This is a genomic window from Pseudomonas sp. NFPP02 (assembly GCF_900119355.1).
Lineage (GTDB): Bacteria > Pseudomonadota > Gammaproteobacteria > Pseudomonadales > Pseudomonadaceae > Aquipseudomonas > Aquipseudomonas paracarnis.
Genome location: NZ_FPJI01000001.1, coordinates 577,114 through 595,327 on the forward strand (window position 1 = coordinate 577,114; position 18,214 = coordinate 595,327).

The following is an 18,214-nucleotide window of genomic DNA, read 5'->3' on the forward strand; positions in this document are numbered from 1 at the left end:
CATGAGCCGCCTGCTGATCCGCAACGCCCGCCTGGTCAACGAGGGCCAGGTATTCGACGCCGACGTACTGATCGCCAATGGTCGTATCGAGAAAATTGCCGCCAGCATTCAAGGCGATAACGAACCGGTGGAAATCGATGCCAACGGCCAGTGGCTACTGCCAGGGATGATCGACGATCAGGTGCACTTTCGCGAACCCGGCGCACCGGAAAAAGGCAGTTTCTACAGCGAATCCCGCGCGGCGGTGGCCGGTGGTATCACCAGCTTCATGGACATGCCCAACACCCACCCGGCCACGCTGAACCTGGAAGCCCTTGCCGATAAAAAGCGCCGTGCCGCACTGCATTCAGTGGCCAACTACGGCTTCCATTTTGGCGTGAGCAACGACAACCTCGACACCGTCGCGGCCCTCGCTCCTCGTGAAGTAGCTGGAGTCAAAGTGTTCATGGGCGCCTCCACCGGCAATATGCTGGTGGACAACCCACGCATTCTGGAGCGCCTATTTGCCGAGGCGCCGACCATCCTGCTCGCTCACTGCGAACACACGCCCAGCATATTGGCCAACGAGCAGCGCCTGCGCGAACGCTTCGGCGAGCATATTCCCGCCGTCGCCCACCCGCTGATCCGTGATGCCGAGGCCTGTTATCGCTCGTCATCGTTTGCCGTGGAATTGGCCAAACGCCATGGCACGCGCCTGCATGTGTTGCACCTGACCACCGCTCGCGAACTCGCGCTGTTCGAAGACAAGCCCCTGGCCGACAAGCACATCACCGCCGAAGTCTGCCTGCACCACCTGCTGTTCGATGACCGCGATTACCACCGCCTCGGCCACCAGATCAAATGCAACCCGGCGATCAAGACCCGCGCCGACCGCGACGCGCTGCGCCTGGCGTTATTGAGTGATCGTCTGGATGTGATTGGCACCGACCATGCGCCGCATACCTGGGCGCAAAAACAGTTGGACTATCGGCAAGCACCCTCGGGCTTGCCCCTGGTGCAGCATGCCCTGCCGGCGTTGCTGGAGTTGGTGGCCGACGGGCATTTACCCCTGACCACTCTGGTAGCCAAGACCAGCCACCGCGTGGCCGACCTGTTTGCCATTGCTGATCGCGGCTACGTGCGCGAGGGCTACTGGGCCGACCTGGTACTGATCAAACCGGAGCCTGCTGGCAAGCCGGTCAACAGCCAGCCTATTCTCGCCCGCTGCGGCTGGACACCCTTTGCAGAACGCAGCTTTCGCCACAGCGTGAGTACCACACTGGTCAGCGGCCACCTGGCCTGGCACAACGGCCAGGTGGTCAACAGTTGCCAGGGCTTGCCCCTGCAGTTCGGGCGTTAGGCGCGGGGTTTGACCGAACCGCAATCGTTGCCCAGCCACTGGGCGTGGCTGTCCAGGCTACCCTTCTGCTGGATCCCGGTGGCATTGAAGGTACCGTTGACGCTGGTGGTGAATTCTTTCTGGCTCTGGAACGTTGCCACCCCAGTGCCCTGGGCTTTCGGGCAACTGAAACGGAATTTCCACTGGTTGCCGCTCTTGTCGGTGACTTCCTGTTTGCAGCCCGATTGAGGGTCGGTCAGGGGGATCGAATCGGAGGCCACCTGAGCCGGGGTCAGGCACACCTGTACGCCTTTACCGGCCATGTTGATGCCTTGCTTTTCGAGCATGGCGCGCTGTTCAGGGGTCATCTGTTGCTTGAGTTGACCGAGGATCAGCGACAAGTCCGGCAGGTCCTGGTTATCGACTTTCATATTGCTGGTGGTCAATTCCCACAAGCCCGGCGCCAGCATCTGCGCCTGCGCCGCCACAGGCAGCGACAAACCAACAACCATGGCCAAACCAAGCAGACGAGCATTCATCGGGTAACTCCTGGGTAATTGTGGGCGTTAGACGTCGCAAAGCAGCCAGTGTTGCATGGCAAATAAAATAGCGACATTCACAGCCGTTCATGGTCTGTTACGCACTGGACTGCCTGGAGTTACGTCGTTCATGGATTTCTTTGGCCCGCACCTGCTCGCCTACGTCATTGCCACGCTGCACTTTCTCGGAACGCTCGCCGCGATCCACGCAGTACTGACCGTGCGCACCGCACAAGGCTCGATTGCCTGGGCGTTGTCACTGATGTTCATGCCCTACCTGACGCTGATCCCCTACCTGATTTTTGGCCGCAGCACCTTCGACGCGTACATCCAGGCCCGTCGCCAGGCCAACCAGGAAATGCACACGGCCATCACCGAACTGAACTGGCGCCCGTGGGTGGAGGAAGCGCTTGCGGCGCGCAACTCCAGCGCCTACGCCTCCTTGCGCGCCATGCCCAAGCTGGGCCGCATGCCCTGCCTGGCCAACAACGAAGTGCGCCTGTTGATCAATGGCGATGCCACCTTCGGCGCGATCTTCGAGGCTATTCGTAACGCAAAGACCGCCGTGCTGTTCCAGTTTTTCATCATTCACGATGATGAACTGGGCCGCCAATTGCAGGCCCTGTTGAAGGAAAAAGCCGCTCAGGGCGTGGCCATTTACGTCCTGTACGACCGCATCGGCAGCCACGCCCTGCCCCATCGTTATGTGCAGGCGCTGCGTGACGCAGGCGTGCAGGTCAAGGCATTCGCCACCCGCAGTGGCTGGCTCAATCGCTTCCAGGTCAACTTCCGTAACCATCGCAAGATCGTCGTGGTGGACGGCATCACCGGTTTTGTCGGCGGGCATAACGTAGGCGATGAATACCTGGGTAAAAAACCGCCCCTGGCGCCATGGCGCGATACCCATGTGCAGGTCACCGGCCCGGTGGTGGCGTGCCTGCAGGAGTCGTTTGCCGAGGACTGGTTCTGGGCCGCACGGGAACTGCCGCCACTGATCCTGCCGGATGCCTACCCGGAAGACGGCGTGCTCTGCCAGTTGCTCGCCAGTGGGCCAGCGGACCCTTATGAAACCTGCTCGCTGTTTTTCGTCGAGGCCATCCATGCGGCGACCGAGCGCGTGTGGATCACCAGCCCCTACTTCATCCCCGACGAGGCGGTATTTGCCGCACTGCGCCTGGCGGTATTGCGCGGAGTCGATGTGCGCCTGCTGCTGCCGTCACGGCCCGACCACCGCATCGTATATGCCGCGTCCAGCCTGTATGCCAACGAAGCGGTGCGAGCGGGCGTGCGGGTGTTTCGCTACACGCCGGGCTTTTTGCATCAAAAGGTGGTGTTGGTGGACAGCGAAATCAGCGCAATTGGCAGTGCCAACATGGACAACCGTTCGTTCCGGCTGAATTTTGAAGTGATGCTGCTGACGGTGGATGAAGCCTTCGCCAGCCAGGTTGAGCAGATGCTGCTGGACGACTTTGCCCTGGCCCATGAAGTCAGCCAGGAAGAAAGCCGCGAGACCCGTCGCCTGCAACAACTGGGGATGCGCGTGGCGCGCTTGATCTCACCCATCCTCTAACCGCCAACACACAACCAATAATGTAGGAGCGAGCTTGCTCGCGAAAAACTCACAGGCGCCGCGTTCATTCAGCTAGTACGCGTTATCGTTGACGTTTTTCGCGAGCAAGCTCGCTCCTACGGTTTTGAGCGTGATCAGCGGTAGAGGTCTTCCCGCGTCCACGGCAGTTCATGCCCGCCATCGGCATGGGGTTTCACTGCCAGTATCTGGTGCAGATTGATCCAGCCTCGGGCAAACGCATAAGCGCAGCCAGCCAGGTACAGCCGCCAGATGCGTAGCGCCTGTTCCGGTACCATCTTCGCCGCTGCTTCCAGGTTGTCTTCCAGACGTTCGCTCCAATGGTCCAATGTGCGGGCGTAATGCATACGCAGGCTTTCGACATCGACCACTTCCAGCCCTGCTTCACTGATCTCGGCGGTCATCATGGCCAGGTGCGGCAGTTCGCCGTTAGGGAACACGTAGCGCTCGATAAACTCGCCGGCGCCACGGCCTACGGGGCGGCCATCGGTGTGCTTGGCGGTAATGCCATGGTTCATCACCAGGCCACCTTCACGCACTGCGCCGAACAGGGTCCGGCAGTACTGCGCCAGGTTGGCGTGGCCGACGTGTTCGAACATGCCCACGCTTACCACTTTGTCGAAACGGCCGTCCTGGGGCAGGTCGCGGTAGTCGAGTAATTGCAGGTCGACCTGGTCTTCCAGGCCTTCGGCTTTCACCCGCTCCTTGGCCAGCGCCAGTTGTTCCTTGCTCAAGGTGATGCCGAACACCTTGACCCCGAACTCACGTGCGGCATAGCGCGCCAACCCGCCCCAGCCGCAGCCCACATCCAGCAGATACTCACCCGGCTGCAGCCGCAACTTGCGGCACAGGTGGCGAAATTTGTCTTGTTGGGCCTGGTCGATCGACTCGCTGCCGGTTTCGAAATAACCGCAGGAGTAGGCCATGTCCTGGTCCAGCCATAGCTGGTAGAACTCGTTGGACAGGTCGTAATGGTAGGAAATGGCCGCCGCGTCGGTGGCCTTGTCGTGAATCGAGCGTACCGGGCGACTCTCCTCGTCGTCATCGACCAAGGCGTGACTCAACTCGTCACATACCCTGATCACTTCGGTGATGGAGCCTTCCAGCTCCAGCTTGCCCTCGACGAAGGCTTCGCCCAGTGAGTCGAGCGTTGGATGGGTCAGCCTGGATACAACCGTGGGGTCCTTGACCACGATGGTGACGCTGGGCTCAGGGCCCAAGTTGAATTCATGGCCGTCCCAGAGTCGAAGACGCAGCGGTAGCTGAAGATTCTGTAAGGCCGGTGGAAGTTGCGCGAGCATGAGTAGTCCCCCCTTGTTTCAGACGTCTGCTGTGAGGGTAGACCATGCCAAACAAAGTAGGAAGCTATCGAATGAATAGCCCCCCTTCTATGGCGCTCGGCGCTCGAGCAAACCTTCCTGGACCCACTGTTTCAGCCAAGTGGCCGCTTGCAGCGACGCCCCCTCTGAATAAGTGACCGCCAGCTCAATACACAGTTCTGAAAAATTCCAGCCCATGGTCACCATGCCCGACAGCGCACAGGCTTCAGCGGCTTCCAGGCTGCGGTAGTGGCAGCGGTTCTGGTTGCGCCACACCAGGCAGATTTGCGCCGGTTCCAGCGCCTGGCTGCCGGGGAAATCCGACTCATCCTTGCTGGCTCGCCAGATCGCCACCGTGTTGAAACGGCAAAGCAGCTGCTGCACCGAAGGCGTCAGCGCAACCTGCAAGGTGGGCCAGTCTTCAGGCGCCAAATGCGCCATGTCATTCAAGGTCAGCGGCTCCCCTTCGGCGGCGTCAAACGCCAAGGTGAACGCCCACTCCAGGCGTGCCAACTCAGCCAAAGGCGCACTTTGCGCAGCCATCAAATGCTCAACGATAAACATCGCAAAGCGCTCGCCCAACCAGCGCACGCTGTAATGGGCCGACGGATAACGGCGGATGTAGGCCTCGGTCAGTGAGCAAAACTGCTCATCTCCCAGCCAATACCAGATGGCACCGAAGTCATGGCGCAGCACCTCTTGCAGTCGCGACAGATAGGCGTTGTGGTAAATCGCCAGGCCGGTGTCCACATCCAACGTCGGCCCTCCCAGCAAGGTGGCGGCAAAGTCACTGCTGGCCGCGGGCGCTTCGGATAATAGATGCTGTTCAAACGCCAACTGCCAGTCGATCAGGCGCATAACGCTCTCCGGGCCAAGGCGCTGGCACCCAACTCACGGGCTTTGTTCAACTCGGTGAGCAACTCTTCGAAGGGCGGAAAATGGTCATCGCGTTCCAGCAAGGTCGACACCGGGCCCAAATGCTCCAAAGTTTGCTGATACAGCGCCCACACCGGGTCGCACACTGGATGGTCATGGGTATCGACCACATAATCGCCATAATCCATATGCCCCGCCAAGTGTAGTTGGCGAATGCTTTCGGCTGGCAGGTTACGAATGAACGTCCAGGCATCAAAGCCATGGTTGCGTGCGCTGACGTAGACGTTGTTGACGTCCAGCAGCAACTGGCATCCGCTCAGGTGGGCCAAGGCGTTGAGGAACTCCCACTCGGTGAATTCATCCGCCTTGGAACGCACGTAGCTTGAGACATTTTCCAGCACCAGCGGGCGCTGCAACACGTCCTGCACCTGACGCACGCGGCCGGCCACGTGGTAGAGGCTTTCTTCGGTGTAAGGCAGGGGCAGCAAGTCATGTAACTGGTGCGCGCTGCCACGGCTCCAGCACAGGTGATCGGAAATCCACGCCGGCTGAATGCGCTCTGCGAGCTGTTTGATGTGGTTCAGGTAATCCGTATCGAGGGCATGTGGCCCGCCGATGGACAACGACACACCGTGCATCACCAAGGGGTAACGTTCGGCTATCGCATCCAGGTAGTACAAGGCCTTGCCGCCCTGCACCAGGTAATTCTCGGAGATCACTTCGAACCAATCCACGGCCGGCGACTGTTCTAGGATCTGGTGGTAGTACTCACTGCGTAAACCCAGGCCGTAACCCAGACTTGGAAGGGACGCGGACATGACTCACTCCAGGGCAAAGTGTCCGCAGCGGTAGCAGGCAGCCGCCGCGGTTGCACTTGTTTGCCGGTTACTCGCCGACTTTACCGCCAGCGGCGTCGCAGGCCGATTTGGTCATGGCCTTGAAGCCCATCCCTTTACACTCGCCCTGGCCCTTGCACGCGTGGTCCTTGGTTTTGCAGTCGTTCATACCTTTGCAGGAGGTCACGCCGTAGCAGTGAACGGTGGCGTCTGCCGCTTGTACCTGGGTGGCCACACCCGCGAACAGAGAAGCAGCGGCCATTGCGAGGGCGGCACCAGCAGCAGCGGATTTAATGCTCATTGTTGTATTCCTCATGATCAGTAGTGGAGCCGGTCCGAACGGATTGTTCAGTCTCGACACAGCACTAGAGTGAGGCCTCCTGTCGGCGTTACAGCCGTGAGCAAATATTTCTGAAATTATTCGTCGAGTTTCAACAGCGGCTCCTGGAAGCGCAGTAAACGCCCGGCGTTCCCCAATACCAGCAAGGTGCTGAGGTTATGCAGCACCGCCGCGATCATCGCGCCCGCCGCCCCCAGCCAGCCAAATGCGGCGAACACCACAATGGCCAGTGTCCAGCCCAAGCCAATGATCACATTGACCTGCAACGTCTGCCGACACTGGCGACTCAAGCGCACACAGGTGCCCAGGCGGCGCAAGTCGCTGCCGATCAACACCACGTCCGCCGAGGCCAGGGCGATGTCCGCACCGCCCGCGCCCATGGCCACGCCGACCACGCCGGCCTTGAGCGCCAGGGAGTCGTTGATGCCATCGCCCACCACCATTGGCCTGAAGCCACTGCTGATTTCGCCCAGCACGCGGTTGAGCTTGTCTTCCGGCAGCGCTTGGGCTTCGACATCACTGATGCCCACGTCCAGCGCCAGGCTGTCGGCCACGCTTTGGCGGTCGCCGGTCAGCAGCAGTTGGCGGCCCAGGCCCAAGTCACGCAGCTCTTGCAGGGCCTGGCGCGCTTCGGGTTTGACGCTGTCGGCCAACAGCAGCCAGGCGAGGAACTCGCCGTTCAACGCCAGCCCGGCAATCGGGCCATCATGGGTGGGCACGGCGGTGGTGACGATGCCCAACTGTTCAAACAACTCCGGCCGTCCCAGCGCCGCTTCGCCCTGCTCGGTCTGGGCGACCACGCCCAGGCCCTGACGCTCGCGGATGTCGCTAAGCACCCGCATCTGCTCCTGGGTCGCCAACCCCGCCAACGCTCGGCTGACCGGATGACTGCTTGCCGAACCGAGGCTGGCCGCCAGGTTCAGCAGCGCTTGGCGATCCGGCGCGGCGGTTTCGATGGACTGCAAACGCAGGGTGCCAAAGGTCAGGGTGCCGGTCTTGTCGACCACCAGCGATGTCAGGTCGGCCAGTTCTTCCAGGAACGCCGAGCTGCGAATCAGAATGCCATGGCGCGCCGCCACGGCGATCCCGGCAATCGCGGTGGCCGGCGCCGACAGCACCAAAGCGCACGGACACGCCGCCACCAACACCGCCAGCATCGCCTGCGCATCGTTGGTGACAAACCAGGTGACCGCCGCCAGCAACAGCACCAACACCATATAGCTGCCGGCGTAGCGCTCCAGCAGCCGGGTGATCGGCGGCTTGGAACGCTCGGCGTTCTGCATCAGCGCAATGACTTTGCCCAACGTCGATTCGTTGCCGGTACGCGTGACCTCAAGGCGCAGCAGGCCATCGAGGTTGATCGCCCCACCAAACACCTGCACGCCCACGCTGGCTTCCAACGGCACCGACTCGCCGGTGATCGGCGCCGTGTCCAGGCTCGCCTGGCCGGACAACACCACGCCATCGGCCGGCACGCGGTCACCGGCACGCACTTCGACGACATCGCCGGTGTTCAAGGTGCCGTTATCCACTTCGGTGATGCTGCCGTCCGCCTGCACCAGGCGGGCGTGGCTGCGGGTGAGTTTGCCCAGGGCATGGATCGCTTCCTGGGAGCCAATCACGCTGCGCTCTTCCAGCACATGGCCAAAGATCATGATGATCGGCAGCAACGCGGCGGTGAGCAGATCACCGGTGGCCCAAGCGCCGAGCATGGCCAGGGCGATCAATTGGTCGGTGATGCCGTGCAGGCTCGGAAAGCGCAGGCTGTACCAGGCCGAACGCATCACCGGCACCGCCACCAACAGGGATGCCACGCCCAGCAGCAACTGGCTGACGCCGCTCTGGTCGGGCGCGAGCCAGCGCCACACCAGGCCCAGCACGAGCAAGCCCAGGGCGAGCATCGCCAAGGTCAATTGCCGGGCAGCGCTGCGCTGTTCGGCAGAGGTCAGCATGGGTGCGCTCATTGTTCGGCTCCCTGGATGATCAAGCGGGAGTCGTCTTTGGGATCGACGGTGGTCACTGAACCGGCCTGGCCGAGAATCTTCGGCAAGCGCTCACGGTACAGACGCAACAGCAAACCGGGATCTTTGACCTGGGCCAGGCTGGCAACGGTAGCGGTCTGCGCCTGGGCATTGGCCAAGCGCTCACTGGCCTGGGCATGGGCGACTTGCACCTGGCGATCAGCTTCCTGGTTGGCGGTCTGGGTGAGTTTTTCCGCTTCGGTGCGGGCGTTGGCCACGGCTTTATCAGCCTGCTGGCTGGCGGTCAGTACCGCGTTGAACGCATTCACCGCAGGCCCTGGCAGGCTCGATTGCACATCGACGCGGGTGGCTTCGATACCCAGCCCCAAGCCGCTGGCCGCCAACTCCGCCAGGCGTTTATTAATGCCTTGCACCAGGTCGCCGCGCAGCCGCTCACGGCGCTCGGCGGCGCCATTGTCGCTGCCGATCAGTTCCGGGCGGGCTACCAGGATGGTGTCCAGATCCCGCGCTGCGGTGAGGGCCACGGCGCTGCGTGTCACCAACCGATCCAGGGCCGGCAGCACGTGGTCGCCCTGCAACACAAAGGCGTAGGGTTCGGTCACCTTGTAGAACACCCGCACGTCCAACTGCACCACCCCGGCATCGCCGGTCAGCAGGTAGCCGGAGCCGGCCAGGGCATCGCTCAAGGGCGTGGCGAAACTGGCCACGCGATCGGCCTGCAGCGCCGCATCGGAACGCAGCAGGTTTTCCACCCGCCGTTCGATCACCCGGTCGGCCGCTGGCAGCAGGACGACTTGTTCGAAAGGCTGCGGCCAAGCCAGCAACAATCCGGCGTTCTGAATGCGATCGAGGGCGCCAAAATGCAGGACCACGGCGCGATTCTGCGGGTCAATCTGGCGCACATTGGAAAAGGCCCAGGCCAACGCCGCCAATACGGTGACCGCGTAGAGTGCCAGGAACGTCAGGCGCCCGGCCTGGATCCACGGGCTGTCCGGGCTTTCAGGCTCGCTCATGGCTGCAGGTCCTTCGGCCCATCCACCAGGGCGCGAAACGGCGCGGCGTCGGTGCGCAGGATGATCTTGGTCCCCGGCGTGACCACCGTGCCCAAGGTATCCAGCGAGCGCAGCAGGTTGTACAGTTGCGGATTGCCAGCGTAGGCGCGGCCATAAATCTGCGCAGCTTCAACCCGCGACTGCGCTTCGATGTCGGCGGCTTTCACAGTGGCATCGGCCTGCATGATGCGCGCATCACGCTCGGCAGCGGAGCGGATCTGCGCCGCTTCGCGCTTGCCCACGGCGGTGCGTTCGGTGGCGATGGTTTCACGCTCGGCGCGCATGCGGTCAACCGTGGCGGTGAGGGTCACCGACGGCAACGTCAAGCGCTCGATACCGACCTGCGCCACGCGCACACCATAGGTGGTGAGCAATTGTTGATCAATCTGCTGGCGCAACTGCGCTTCAAAATCGGCAATGCGCACTTGGCTGGCGTCGGTATTGATCAAGCTGGAGAGGTCAAAACTGGCCGCCGTGGTTTCTAGCGCCGAGCCGACAAAGGTACGAATCTGCCGCGCCGCCTCGTCCGGCTGGTTCTGCACTGCACGCATAAAGCGCTGCACGTTGTCGGCATCGCCCTGCACCTGCCACGCCACATAGGCCTGCACAATAATCCGCAAGCCATCGCGGGTGCCCACATCCTGCAAGCCGCTGGACGTGGTGCGCAGGCGCAGGTCCACCGGGATCGCCGCTTCGAACGGTGCCGGCCAGCGCCAGCCCAGGCCCGGCTCCAGCAGCACGCGCGCGGGGTTGCCGAAGCGGGTAATCACCGTGGCCTCGCCGGAACGCACTTGCACCAGGCTCGCCGCTGCCACGGCAAACAGCACCAGCAACACCGCCCACGCCATGCGCCGCCAGGGAAAAGGCCCGGCCGCCTGCTCATCGCCGTGATGGTGATGGTGGTGGCCGTGATGGTGGTGATGACCGTGATCATGATCGTGGGAATGAGCGCTCAACAGACGAACTCCTTATTGAACGGCTTTGCGCGGCACCGACGGGTCGGCGGGCAAGGTAAAAGAACGTAGATCGATCGTCGGCGCACTGTCGGCACCCAAACGATGATCCAGAATAAGCAGCTTGGCCTGAGCCAGGCCCTGGCTCAGTTGGCCCAGGTACTGTTCCAGCACGAAGGCTTGGCCCGCAGCGGCGTAGGCTTTTTGTTCGGCGGCAAAGCGCAGGTTCGCTGCTTGGGCACCGGCATTCACCTCGCGGGCACTGGCCTGGGCCTGATCGCGGGCGGTACTGGCTTGAAGCAGCGCCTGGTTGGTCTGTTCGCTGGCGGCACCGCGTTCACGGGCGATCAGCGCCTGGGCGCCAATCTGGGCGGCTTGCACACCGTGATAAGCGTTGGCGGCCCCGGCCGGCGGATGGATCGCCTCGACCACCGTGGCGAGGATTTCCACACCGCTGTCGAGGGTTTGCAGGTCGTCTTGCACGCTGCGACCAATCTCGTCGGCGAGGCTGGTGCGCTCCTCCCCGAGCAATTCATCCAGGGTGCGCGAGGCAAAATCGTGCACCAGGATGCGGCTGGCGGTGCTGCGGATCAGGGTCGGGATATCCGCGCTGTTGTAGGTGGCGGCAAGCGCAGCCTGATCGGTGAGGCCGATGCGGTAGACAAAGCGCACGTCCATGTTGACGATCTGGAAGCCCTGCTTGTCGCCACTGCTGCTGGCAATAACCTGGGATTTGTCATTCACATGGCTGGCGTCCCACAGGCGGTTGGCGATCAACGGCGCCGGGCCTTCGGCTGCGGCCAACTGCGGTGTGGCGGCGTCACTGACGCTGGTCGCCAGCTCATGCACCACGCCGTTTTCAACATTCAGTACGCGGCCCAACGGCCACGGCAAACCCGCATGCAGCCCGGGGCCGAACACCTCGACCGGTTTACCAAAACGCTCATAAATCCCACGGCCTTGCAGGGGCACTTCATGCACACCGGTCAGCGCCCAACCTACCGCCAGCACCACCAGCAACACCGGGAAAAACGCTCGGCGCATGTAAGTGAAGGCCCAGATCTGGCGCAGGTCGATGCCAAAACGGTTGTGCAGTTCATGCTGCAACGCCAGCAAGGGTTGCGGCGGCCAACGCAGCAGGCCGGCGATAAAACTCTGCGCCATCAGGCGCGGTTCGAGACGCGGCTGGCGCGGGCTGAACAGCGACAGCACGCCCCTGAGCAGGAACTCCAGCGCCACCAGCGCCGGCAACAGGCCGACGAGTGTCGCCAGGCGCAGCGGCCACACCGACTCCGCATTGGCAAACAGCAGGCAGATCGCGCTGAGCACCAGGCAGATAATTGCCATCCGGCTCAACTGCGCCAGTTGCGAGGCTTCCGGCCATTGGGCGGCAGTTTCCTGGGCCAGGCGGCGTTCGAATACCAGCAGGCCAAACGCCAGGGCCAATGCGAGCGCTGCGCCAATACTTGCCGATTGCCCGATGGCAGCAGCGGGCAAGCCCAGGTTCCAGAACTGCAGGATGCTGACCAGTGCCAGCAACGACCAGCCGCCCAACCACAGCACCGGTGCGCCAATCTGCGCCAACAGGCCGTTGCCGAACCGGTTGATCAGGCCCTTATGCCAGGGTGTGGGCTCGATGGATTGTTCGACCGCTTCGCCGCGCGGCACTTCCAGCGCCTGGGCACGCCAATCGGCCACCCACCAGGCCGACTGCAAGCCGGCCACCAGCAGCAGCAAGGCCGACGCGCAGTTGATCAATACCACCGGCCAGATCGACACGGGTGCAAACAACGCTACGAACAGCGCCAATATCCAACCACTGAGGGCCAGGGTTGTCAGGCCGATACCGGCCTGGCGCAATCGACGGGCGTGGAACAGCCCCTGCTGAAAACGCGCGAGGCCTTCAACCGAAGCCCCGTCAGCCTCTAGATCCACTTGCATCTGCTCAACGCCCACTTGCACACAATTCGTTACGATATAACACGAAGCGTGAAATTTTTGTTCTCAACCCCGTTCGCACATTTAGGTCGAGGAGCACTCGCAAAATATCCGTCGGCTGTCCGGCCTTCACAGAGTTACCTCAGGGCACGTCGGGCACTGCTACCTTGAATGACTCTACGCATGTTTCGCCAAACACGATGGGCAACCCGTGAGACAGGGTTGCGCGCCGCACGGCGCAAGTCTCGCTCTACTGCTCGAGTCAAAGCCTCCAGGGACGGGCTCCTAACCATCGGAGCGGGTTCGAGAACAGGCTGAGGCTCGACATGAACCTCTATGATGTCAACGTCCGCCCCCAGTTGATAATCGTAAACTTCCTGTCGCGTGATACCCGTAGCACGCAGGCCGAAAGCAGTCATGATTCTCTGAGTTGAACGGCCATTGCCCTCACTGGCCAAAAACCGCTCCAGCATGCCTTCCTGCTGCTGCGTAGCAAGCAGAGCCTCATTGTTTTGAACGTTCCAGCGCACAATGGCTTGCGGTAAAACACCGTAAAAATTGTTATGCCTTGAAATCATTTCATACTGATGCCAGGTAACGTCGGTAGCATTGGGCCCCTCTACTGGCGCACGGTAGTTTTCCATCAAGCGCCAGCGGCCGGGCAAGAATTCGTTTCTGAACCGATACCTGCCTGGGATTGAAGCAGACGTGTGAGTAGACTCAACGCGGTGCTCGCCATACATACGGTGAGTCATGCTCCTCTCCACGGCGTCCCGGCGCTCGGCGGCGACGTGAGCATCCACGTCACGACGCCGGAATGTCTCTGGATTCTGTCGATAAGCCGGAACATGGGCACTGGAGGAATTATCCGAATAGTCGTCGGCGACTTCCGGAGCCCTGCCATCGTGGTCTCGATACCGGAGCGGATTATTTCGGACCATTCGATACAGATTCAGCCCATCGATTTCGCCCGAGGGATCCGGGTTGATCCAGCGCATCAGCCATGGCGCATAGTAACGCGAACCGTAATAGTACAATCCGGTCGCATCCCGCTCTTGGCCTGAATAACGGATGGTCTTGCCATTAACATGAGTCTGACTTCTGGCCGCCCACCACGCCGTACCACCGAAGGGGTAATACCCCTCATGACTGATCACGTCACCATATTCATCGAGTTCCAACGCAACGCTGCCCAGATGGTCATCAACGTTGTAGCGCCACTGTGGGACAGGTAGTCTCTTGCGACCGTTCGCTCGCCAGTTTAACCGTCGAACTTGACTGCGCCCTAACGCCACGCTGATGACATGCAGGACTTCTCCCGTCGCCGTATCGCTGTGTATCTCCAAACCCGGCAGATACATGACCTGGGCCACATGCTCAACAGACTTTGCCTGCCACACTCGTACCTTGCGTCCACGCTGCCCAGTGCCATGGTAGAAATACCGTTCGTTATCCGCAGGCCCCGCCTTGCGCAGCACCTGGGTGACTTGGTGCAATTGATTACGGGCGTCCCATGTCATCCTCTGCGCGCCGTCCAACATCAACAAATTGCCGTTTGCATCAAATCCATTGGCTAAATCCGGTGGATTCATCTCATCGGCCATGTACATGCTTCGATTACTACGCTCGGCTGTCTTCATCATGCGCAAGGGTTCGCTGCCATGCTTGAGCGTGATTAGATTTCCGCCGAGGTCATAGGTGTAAACCTGCGTGTAGTTACGCAACCGACTCGCGTCACCTCCTCCTGGTAGTACAACACCGGGCAGGCCAGGCTGAATGCCGGCCAGGACGCTTTCCCGTCCGGTGGCCTCAATCAAATGGTAAAGCGTGTCGTAGCGATAAGTGCTAACGGGGACAATTCGTTGAGAATCAAACCATTGGGTTGGTTGTGCCCGGTCCTCCAAGCATTGCAGGTTACCCACGGGGTCCCACTGATAATGTAGGTCCTGGAGTACTTTATCCTGCCGGATTGTGTTCAGTCGTAATAGTCGCCCACTGCGGGCGTCGTAGCCGGGCCGGGAAATGACACCATTACCCGCCAGCTGGGATTCGACTTGACCACAAGCGTTATAGCGGACCGCGCTGAGCAGCAATTGCTCCGGTTTTCCATCCTCAGTCAGACTGGATTGAACCAGTTCACCCGCCACGTTGTAGCAATGGCTCTGCACATTCGCCAACGCATCGGTTTGGCGGAGCAACTGATTCAACGCATCGTGATGCCATTGCGTGAGATACCGCATTGCCGCGCCTTGGTGATCTGTCTCCAATAACGCGTCGCGCTCATCCAAAGACTCAGGCCAATCCGCGGGTACCAATGCCTTGAGAAACTGTTGAGTCTGGCCTGCAACGTGCCCCAGCAAACCGTAATCGACAAAAACCTGGCTGCCGACCCCATCGTCATGCCGAACCAGCCGACCGCAACGATTGCCCATTTCAGTCGATGATCCGTACGTCAGCCGCTCGACGAAGGTCTGGAGAGTGGTCGCTGACTCTTCGCTCACACTAACCTGACGTATTTGGGAGTCATAGCACACCCGCCGGACAGTACCCCGCCCATCCCAACTATGCAGCGTTTGAGCTGCGTCGCCCACAAGGTTGACACGCCAGCCCGCATCTACGCTTTCAACACGCAACAGCTGGCCCGACAGACTATGGGTCATAACTTGGTTGGGCTCCCCTGTTTCACCACCCGTTGCCCACAATCGCGTGTCCCATTGTGCATGCACTCGACCAAGGACATCGCGCGAATACCTTTCGGTACGTGCCTGCAGTGCCTCGTCTAATGTCTGTCGGTGATACGCAACGACCGCTACTTGCAACCTACGCGCGTCTGTCACCCTCAGAGTCGGTGTCTGTCGGTGCAAAGTCGAAGACATTTGCGACCCTCTGCGTGTGTAGAGATGTAACTATAGACACGAACTCGATCACCTGCTGTTGAGGCCCCATAGGACGCTCCCACAAGCGGTGATTGATTATGCTCAAGAGCGTGACTAATCCCCTATAAACACGAGCCATCACTGGTGTCGGCTGCGATTAGTCGGCACACTTCAGACAGTTTTTCGCGGGTTCACGGACAAGGAAGCGCCACCCCCCATGATTTCCATCTACCAACTCAAACCGCGTTTTCAAAACCTGCTGCGGCCTCTCGTGCAGCGCCTTTATGACAACGGCACCACCGCCAACCAGATCACCGTGCTGGCCGGGGTTGTTTCCCTGCTGGTGGGGCTGTTGATCGCGGGCTTTGCCCAACACCTCTGGCTGTTTGCACTGATCCCGCTGTGGATGATTGTGCGCATGGCGCTCAATGCCATCGATGGCATGCTGGCCCGGGAATTCGGCCAACAGTCGCGCCTCGGTGCTTACCTCAATGAATTGTGCGATGTGATCGCCGACAGTGCGCTGATCCTGCCCTTTGCATTGATCCCCGATATGAGCCTGGCGCCGGTGCTGCTGGTGACGCTGCTTGCGGTATTCAGCGAATACGCCGGAGTGCTGGGGCCGATGGTGGGCGCGTCGCGCCGTTATGACGGGCCCATGGGCAAGAGTGATCGGGCGTTCGTGCTCGGGGTGCTGGCCACGGGCGTGGCGCTGGGCTGGCTCGGCGCCGGTTGGGTGGAGGCGGTGATGTGGCTGGTCGCCGCCCTGCTCGCCTATACCTTGGTCAACCGGGTGCGTCAGGGCCTCAAAGAACAACAATCTCTCCCTTCTGCATAAGGATTTTGCGATGCGCGAACAGCAACAGCACACCTTCAGTACCCATGATGGCGTCGAGCTTTTCTATCGGCACTGGCCGGCCACGGCAGGTGTCGGGCCGCGCAAGGCGATCCTGTTGTTCCATCGCGGCCATGAGCACTCGGGGCGTATTGCCCACCTGGTGGATGAACTGGGCCTGCCTGAATTCGACTTCTTCGCCTGGGACGCCCGTGGCCACGGCCAATCCCCAGGCGAGCGCGGCGACAGCCCCAGCTTTGCCACCAGCGCCCGCGATGTGCAGACTTTCTGTGACCACATCAATGCCACCTACGGCATCGAGGAGGAAGGCATCGCCGTCATCGCCCAAAGCGTCGGCGCGGTGATCGCGGCCACCTGGGTTCATGATTACGCGCCAAAAATCCGCGCCCTGGTGCTCGCCTCGCCAGCCTTCAAGGTCAAGCTGTACGTGCCCTTCGCCCGCCCCGGCCTGGCACTGATGCGCAAGTTTCGTGGCAACTTTTTCGTCAACAGCTACGTCAAGGCCAAGTTCCTCAGCCATGACCCCGAACGCGTGGCGTCCTACGACAGCGATCCACTGATCACCAAGGCCATTTCGGTGAATGTGCTGCTGGGCCTTTACGAAGCGGCCGCCCGGGTTGTCGCCGACGCCCAGGCGATCCAGGTGCCGACCCAACTGCTTATTTCGGGCTCCGACTTTGTGGTGCACCGTAAACCCCAGCAGCAGTTCTTCGACCGCCTCGGCAGCCTTAAAAAAGAGCTGCATATCCTCCCCGGCTTTTTTCACGACACCCTCGGCGAACGTGATCGCGCCGTGGCTGTGAGCAGCGCCAAGCGCTTTATCTTGCAGAACTTCGCCCACCCGCTGGACCGCGCTTCTTTACTGGATGCAGACAAACTTGGCGCCACGTGCGCCGAATCCGAATCCCTCGCCGCGCCGTTGCCACGCAATTCACTGCGCGACCTGTACTGGCGCATGACCCGCGCCAGCATGGGCCTGGGCAAGAACCTGTCGGATGGGGTGAAGCTGGGCTTCGACACCGGCTTCGATTCCGGCAGCACCCTGGACTACGTGTATCGCAATAAGCCTACCGGCAAGGGCGGGCTGGGGCGGATGATCGATACCAACTACCTCAATTCCATCGGCTGGCGTGGTATTCGCCAGCGCAAGCTGAACGTCGAAGAGCTGCTGCGCCTGGCCATGGCCAAGCTGCGTGATGATCACCGCGAAGTCCGTATCGTCGATATCGCCGCCGGCCACGGCCGTTACATTCTTGAAGCCTTGCAGGGCGTCTCGCCGTTGCCGGAGTCGATCCTGCTGCGCGACTACAGCGATATCAATGTGCGCGACGGTGGCGCGCTGATTCGCGAAAAGGGTTTGGGGGACATCGCCCAGTTCGTCAAAGGCGACGCGTTCGACCGCGCCGACCTGGCCGCCCTCGACCCCAAGCCGTCCCTGGCCGTGGTGTCTGGCCTGTACGAATTGTTCGCCGATAACGCCATGGTCGGCGGTTCACTGGCGGGCCTGGCCGAAGCCGTGGAGCCAGGTGGTTACCTGGTCTACACCGGCCAACCGTGGCACCCGCAGTTGGAGCTGATTGCCCGTGCGCTTACCAGCCACCGTCAGGGTCAGGCTTGGGTGATGCGCCGGCGCAGCCAGGCGGAAATGGACCAACTCGTCGAAGCAGCGGGCTTTCGCAAGATCACCCAGCGCGTGGATGAGTGGGGCATTTTCACCGTGTCCCTGGCACAGAAGATCTGA

14 protein-coding genes are annotated in these 18,214 nt (G+C 61.3%); 4 read left to right on the plus strand and 10 right to left on the minus strand.

All coding sequences use genetic code 11. The features are described from left to right. Position 1: 1 nt before the first annotated feature. Positions 2–1,339, plus strand: coding sequence for a dihydroorotase (locus tag BT204_RS02655; RefSeq protein ID WP_072445672.1), 1,338 nt, complete (start codon positions 2–4; stop codon positions 1,337–1,339). Here the strand turns inward: BT204_RS02655 and BT204_RS02660 are convergent. Further along, complete coding sequence (locus BT204_RS02660; RefSeq protein ID WP_014720569.1) at positions 1,336–1,857, minus strand: DUF3617 domain-containing protein; 522 nt, start codon at positions 1,855–1,857, stop codon at positions 1,336–1,338. The genes BT204_RS02655 and BT204_RS02660 overlap by 4 nt on opposite strands. Before the next feature lie 130 nt (positions 1,858–1,987). Between BT204_RS02660 and cls the strand changes: the two genes are divergently transcribed. Beyond that, the gene (cls, locus tag BT204_RS02665) at positions 1,988–3,427 is read left to right on the plus strand and encodes a cardiolipin synthase (protein WP_072445673.1); all 1,440 of its coding nucleotides are present in this window, start codon (positions 1,988–1,990) and stop codon (positions 3,425–3,427) included. Between the two features lie 134 nt (positions 3,428–3,561). Here cls and cfaB read toward each other — a convergent pair whose 3' ends face one another. The 9 genes from cfaB to BT204_RS02710 form a co-directional block, all read right to left on the minus strand. Beyond that, positions 3,562–4,746, minus strand: a complete 1,185-nt coding sequence (cfaB, locus tag BT204_RS02670; RefSeq protein WP_014720571.1) for a C17 cyclopropane fatty acid synthase CfaB — start codon at positions 4,744–4,746, stop codon at positions 3,562–3,564. Between the two features lie 87 nt (positions 4,747–4,833). Then, a complete protein-coding gene (locus BT204_RS02675) occupies positions 4,834–5,622 on the minus strand; it encodes an HvfC/BufC N-terminal domain-containing protein (protein ID WP_072445674.1) in 789 nt (262 codons plus the stop codon). Next, a complete protein-coding gene (locus BT204_RS02680; RefSeq protein ID WP_054896094.1) occupies positions 5,613–6,458 on the minus strand; it encodes an MNIO family bufferin maturase in 846 nt (281 codons plus the stop codon). Before BT204_RS02680 ends, BT204_RS02675 begins: the two co-directional genes overlap by 10 nt. Positions 6,459–6,525: 67 nt before the next feature. After that, positions 6,526–6,777, minus strand: a complete 252-nt coding sequence (locus BT204_RS02685; protein ID WP_003195792.1) for a BufA2 family periplasmic bufferin-type metallophore — start codon at positions 6,775–6,777, stop codon at positions 6,526–6,528. A 116-nt stretch (positions 6,778–6,893) separates the two neighbouring features. Next, entirely contained in the window at positions 6,894–8,780 is a 1,887-nt protein-coding gene (locus BT204_RS02690; protein ID WP_072445675.1) for a cation-translocating P-type ATPase, read from the minus strand. Then, a complete protein-coding gene (locus BT204_RS02695) occupies positions 8,777–9,811 on the minus strand; it encodes a protease modulator HflK (protein WP_003195796.1) in 1,035 nt (344 codons plus the stop codon). The genes BT204_RS02690 and BT204_RS02695 overlap by 4 nt, the downstream gene beginning before the upstream one ends. Beyond that, complete coding sequence (locus BT204_RS02700; RefSeq protein ID WP_161903768.1) at positions 9,808–10,809, minus strand: protease modulator HflC; 1,002 nt, start codon at positions 10,807–10,809, stop codon at positions 9,808–9,810. The genes BT204_RS02695 and BT204_RS02700 overlap by 4 nt, the downstream gene beginning before the upstream one ends. Positions 10,810–10,818: 9 nt before the next feature. Beyond that, positions 10,819–12,744, minus strand: coding sequence for a protease modulator HflK (locus BT204_RS02705; RefSeq protein WP_072445716.1), 1,926 nt, complete (start codon positions 12,742–12,744; stop codon positions 10,819–10,821). Between the two features lie 134 nt (positions 12,745–12,878). Continuing rightward, positions 12,879–15,401: an RHS repeat-associated core domain-containing protein gene (locus BT204_RS02710; protein ID WP_072445676.1), complete on the minus strand. Its 2,523-nt coding sequence runs from the start codon at positions 15,399–15,401 to the stop codon at positions 12,879–12,881. A 433-nt stretch (positions 15,402–15,834) separates the two neighbouring features. Here BT204_RS02710 and BT204_RS02715 point away from each other — a divergent pair, with 433 nt between their 5' ends. Both BT204_RS02715 and BT204_RS02720 read left to right on the plus strand, forming a co-directional pair. Then, positions 15,835–16,455, plus strand: coding sequence for a CDP-alcohol phosphatidyltransferase family protein (locus BT204_RS02715; RefSeq protein WP_057975210.1), 621 nt, complete (start codon positions 15,835–15,837; stop codon positions 16,453–16,455). Positions 16,456–16,465: 10 nt separating this feature from the next. Beyond that, a complete protein-coding gene (locus BT204_RS02720; RefSeq protein ID WP_072445677.1) occupies positions 16,466–18,214 on the plus strand; it encodes a bifunctional alpha/beta hydrolase/class I SAM-dependent methyltransferase in 1,749 nt (582 codons plus the stop codon).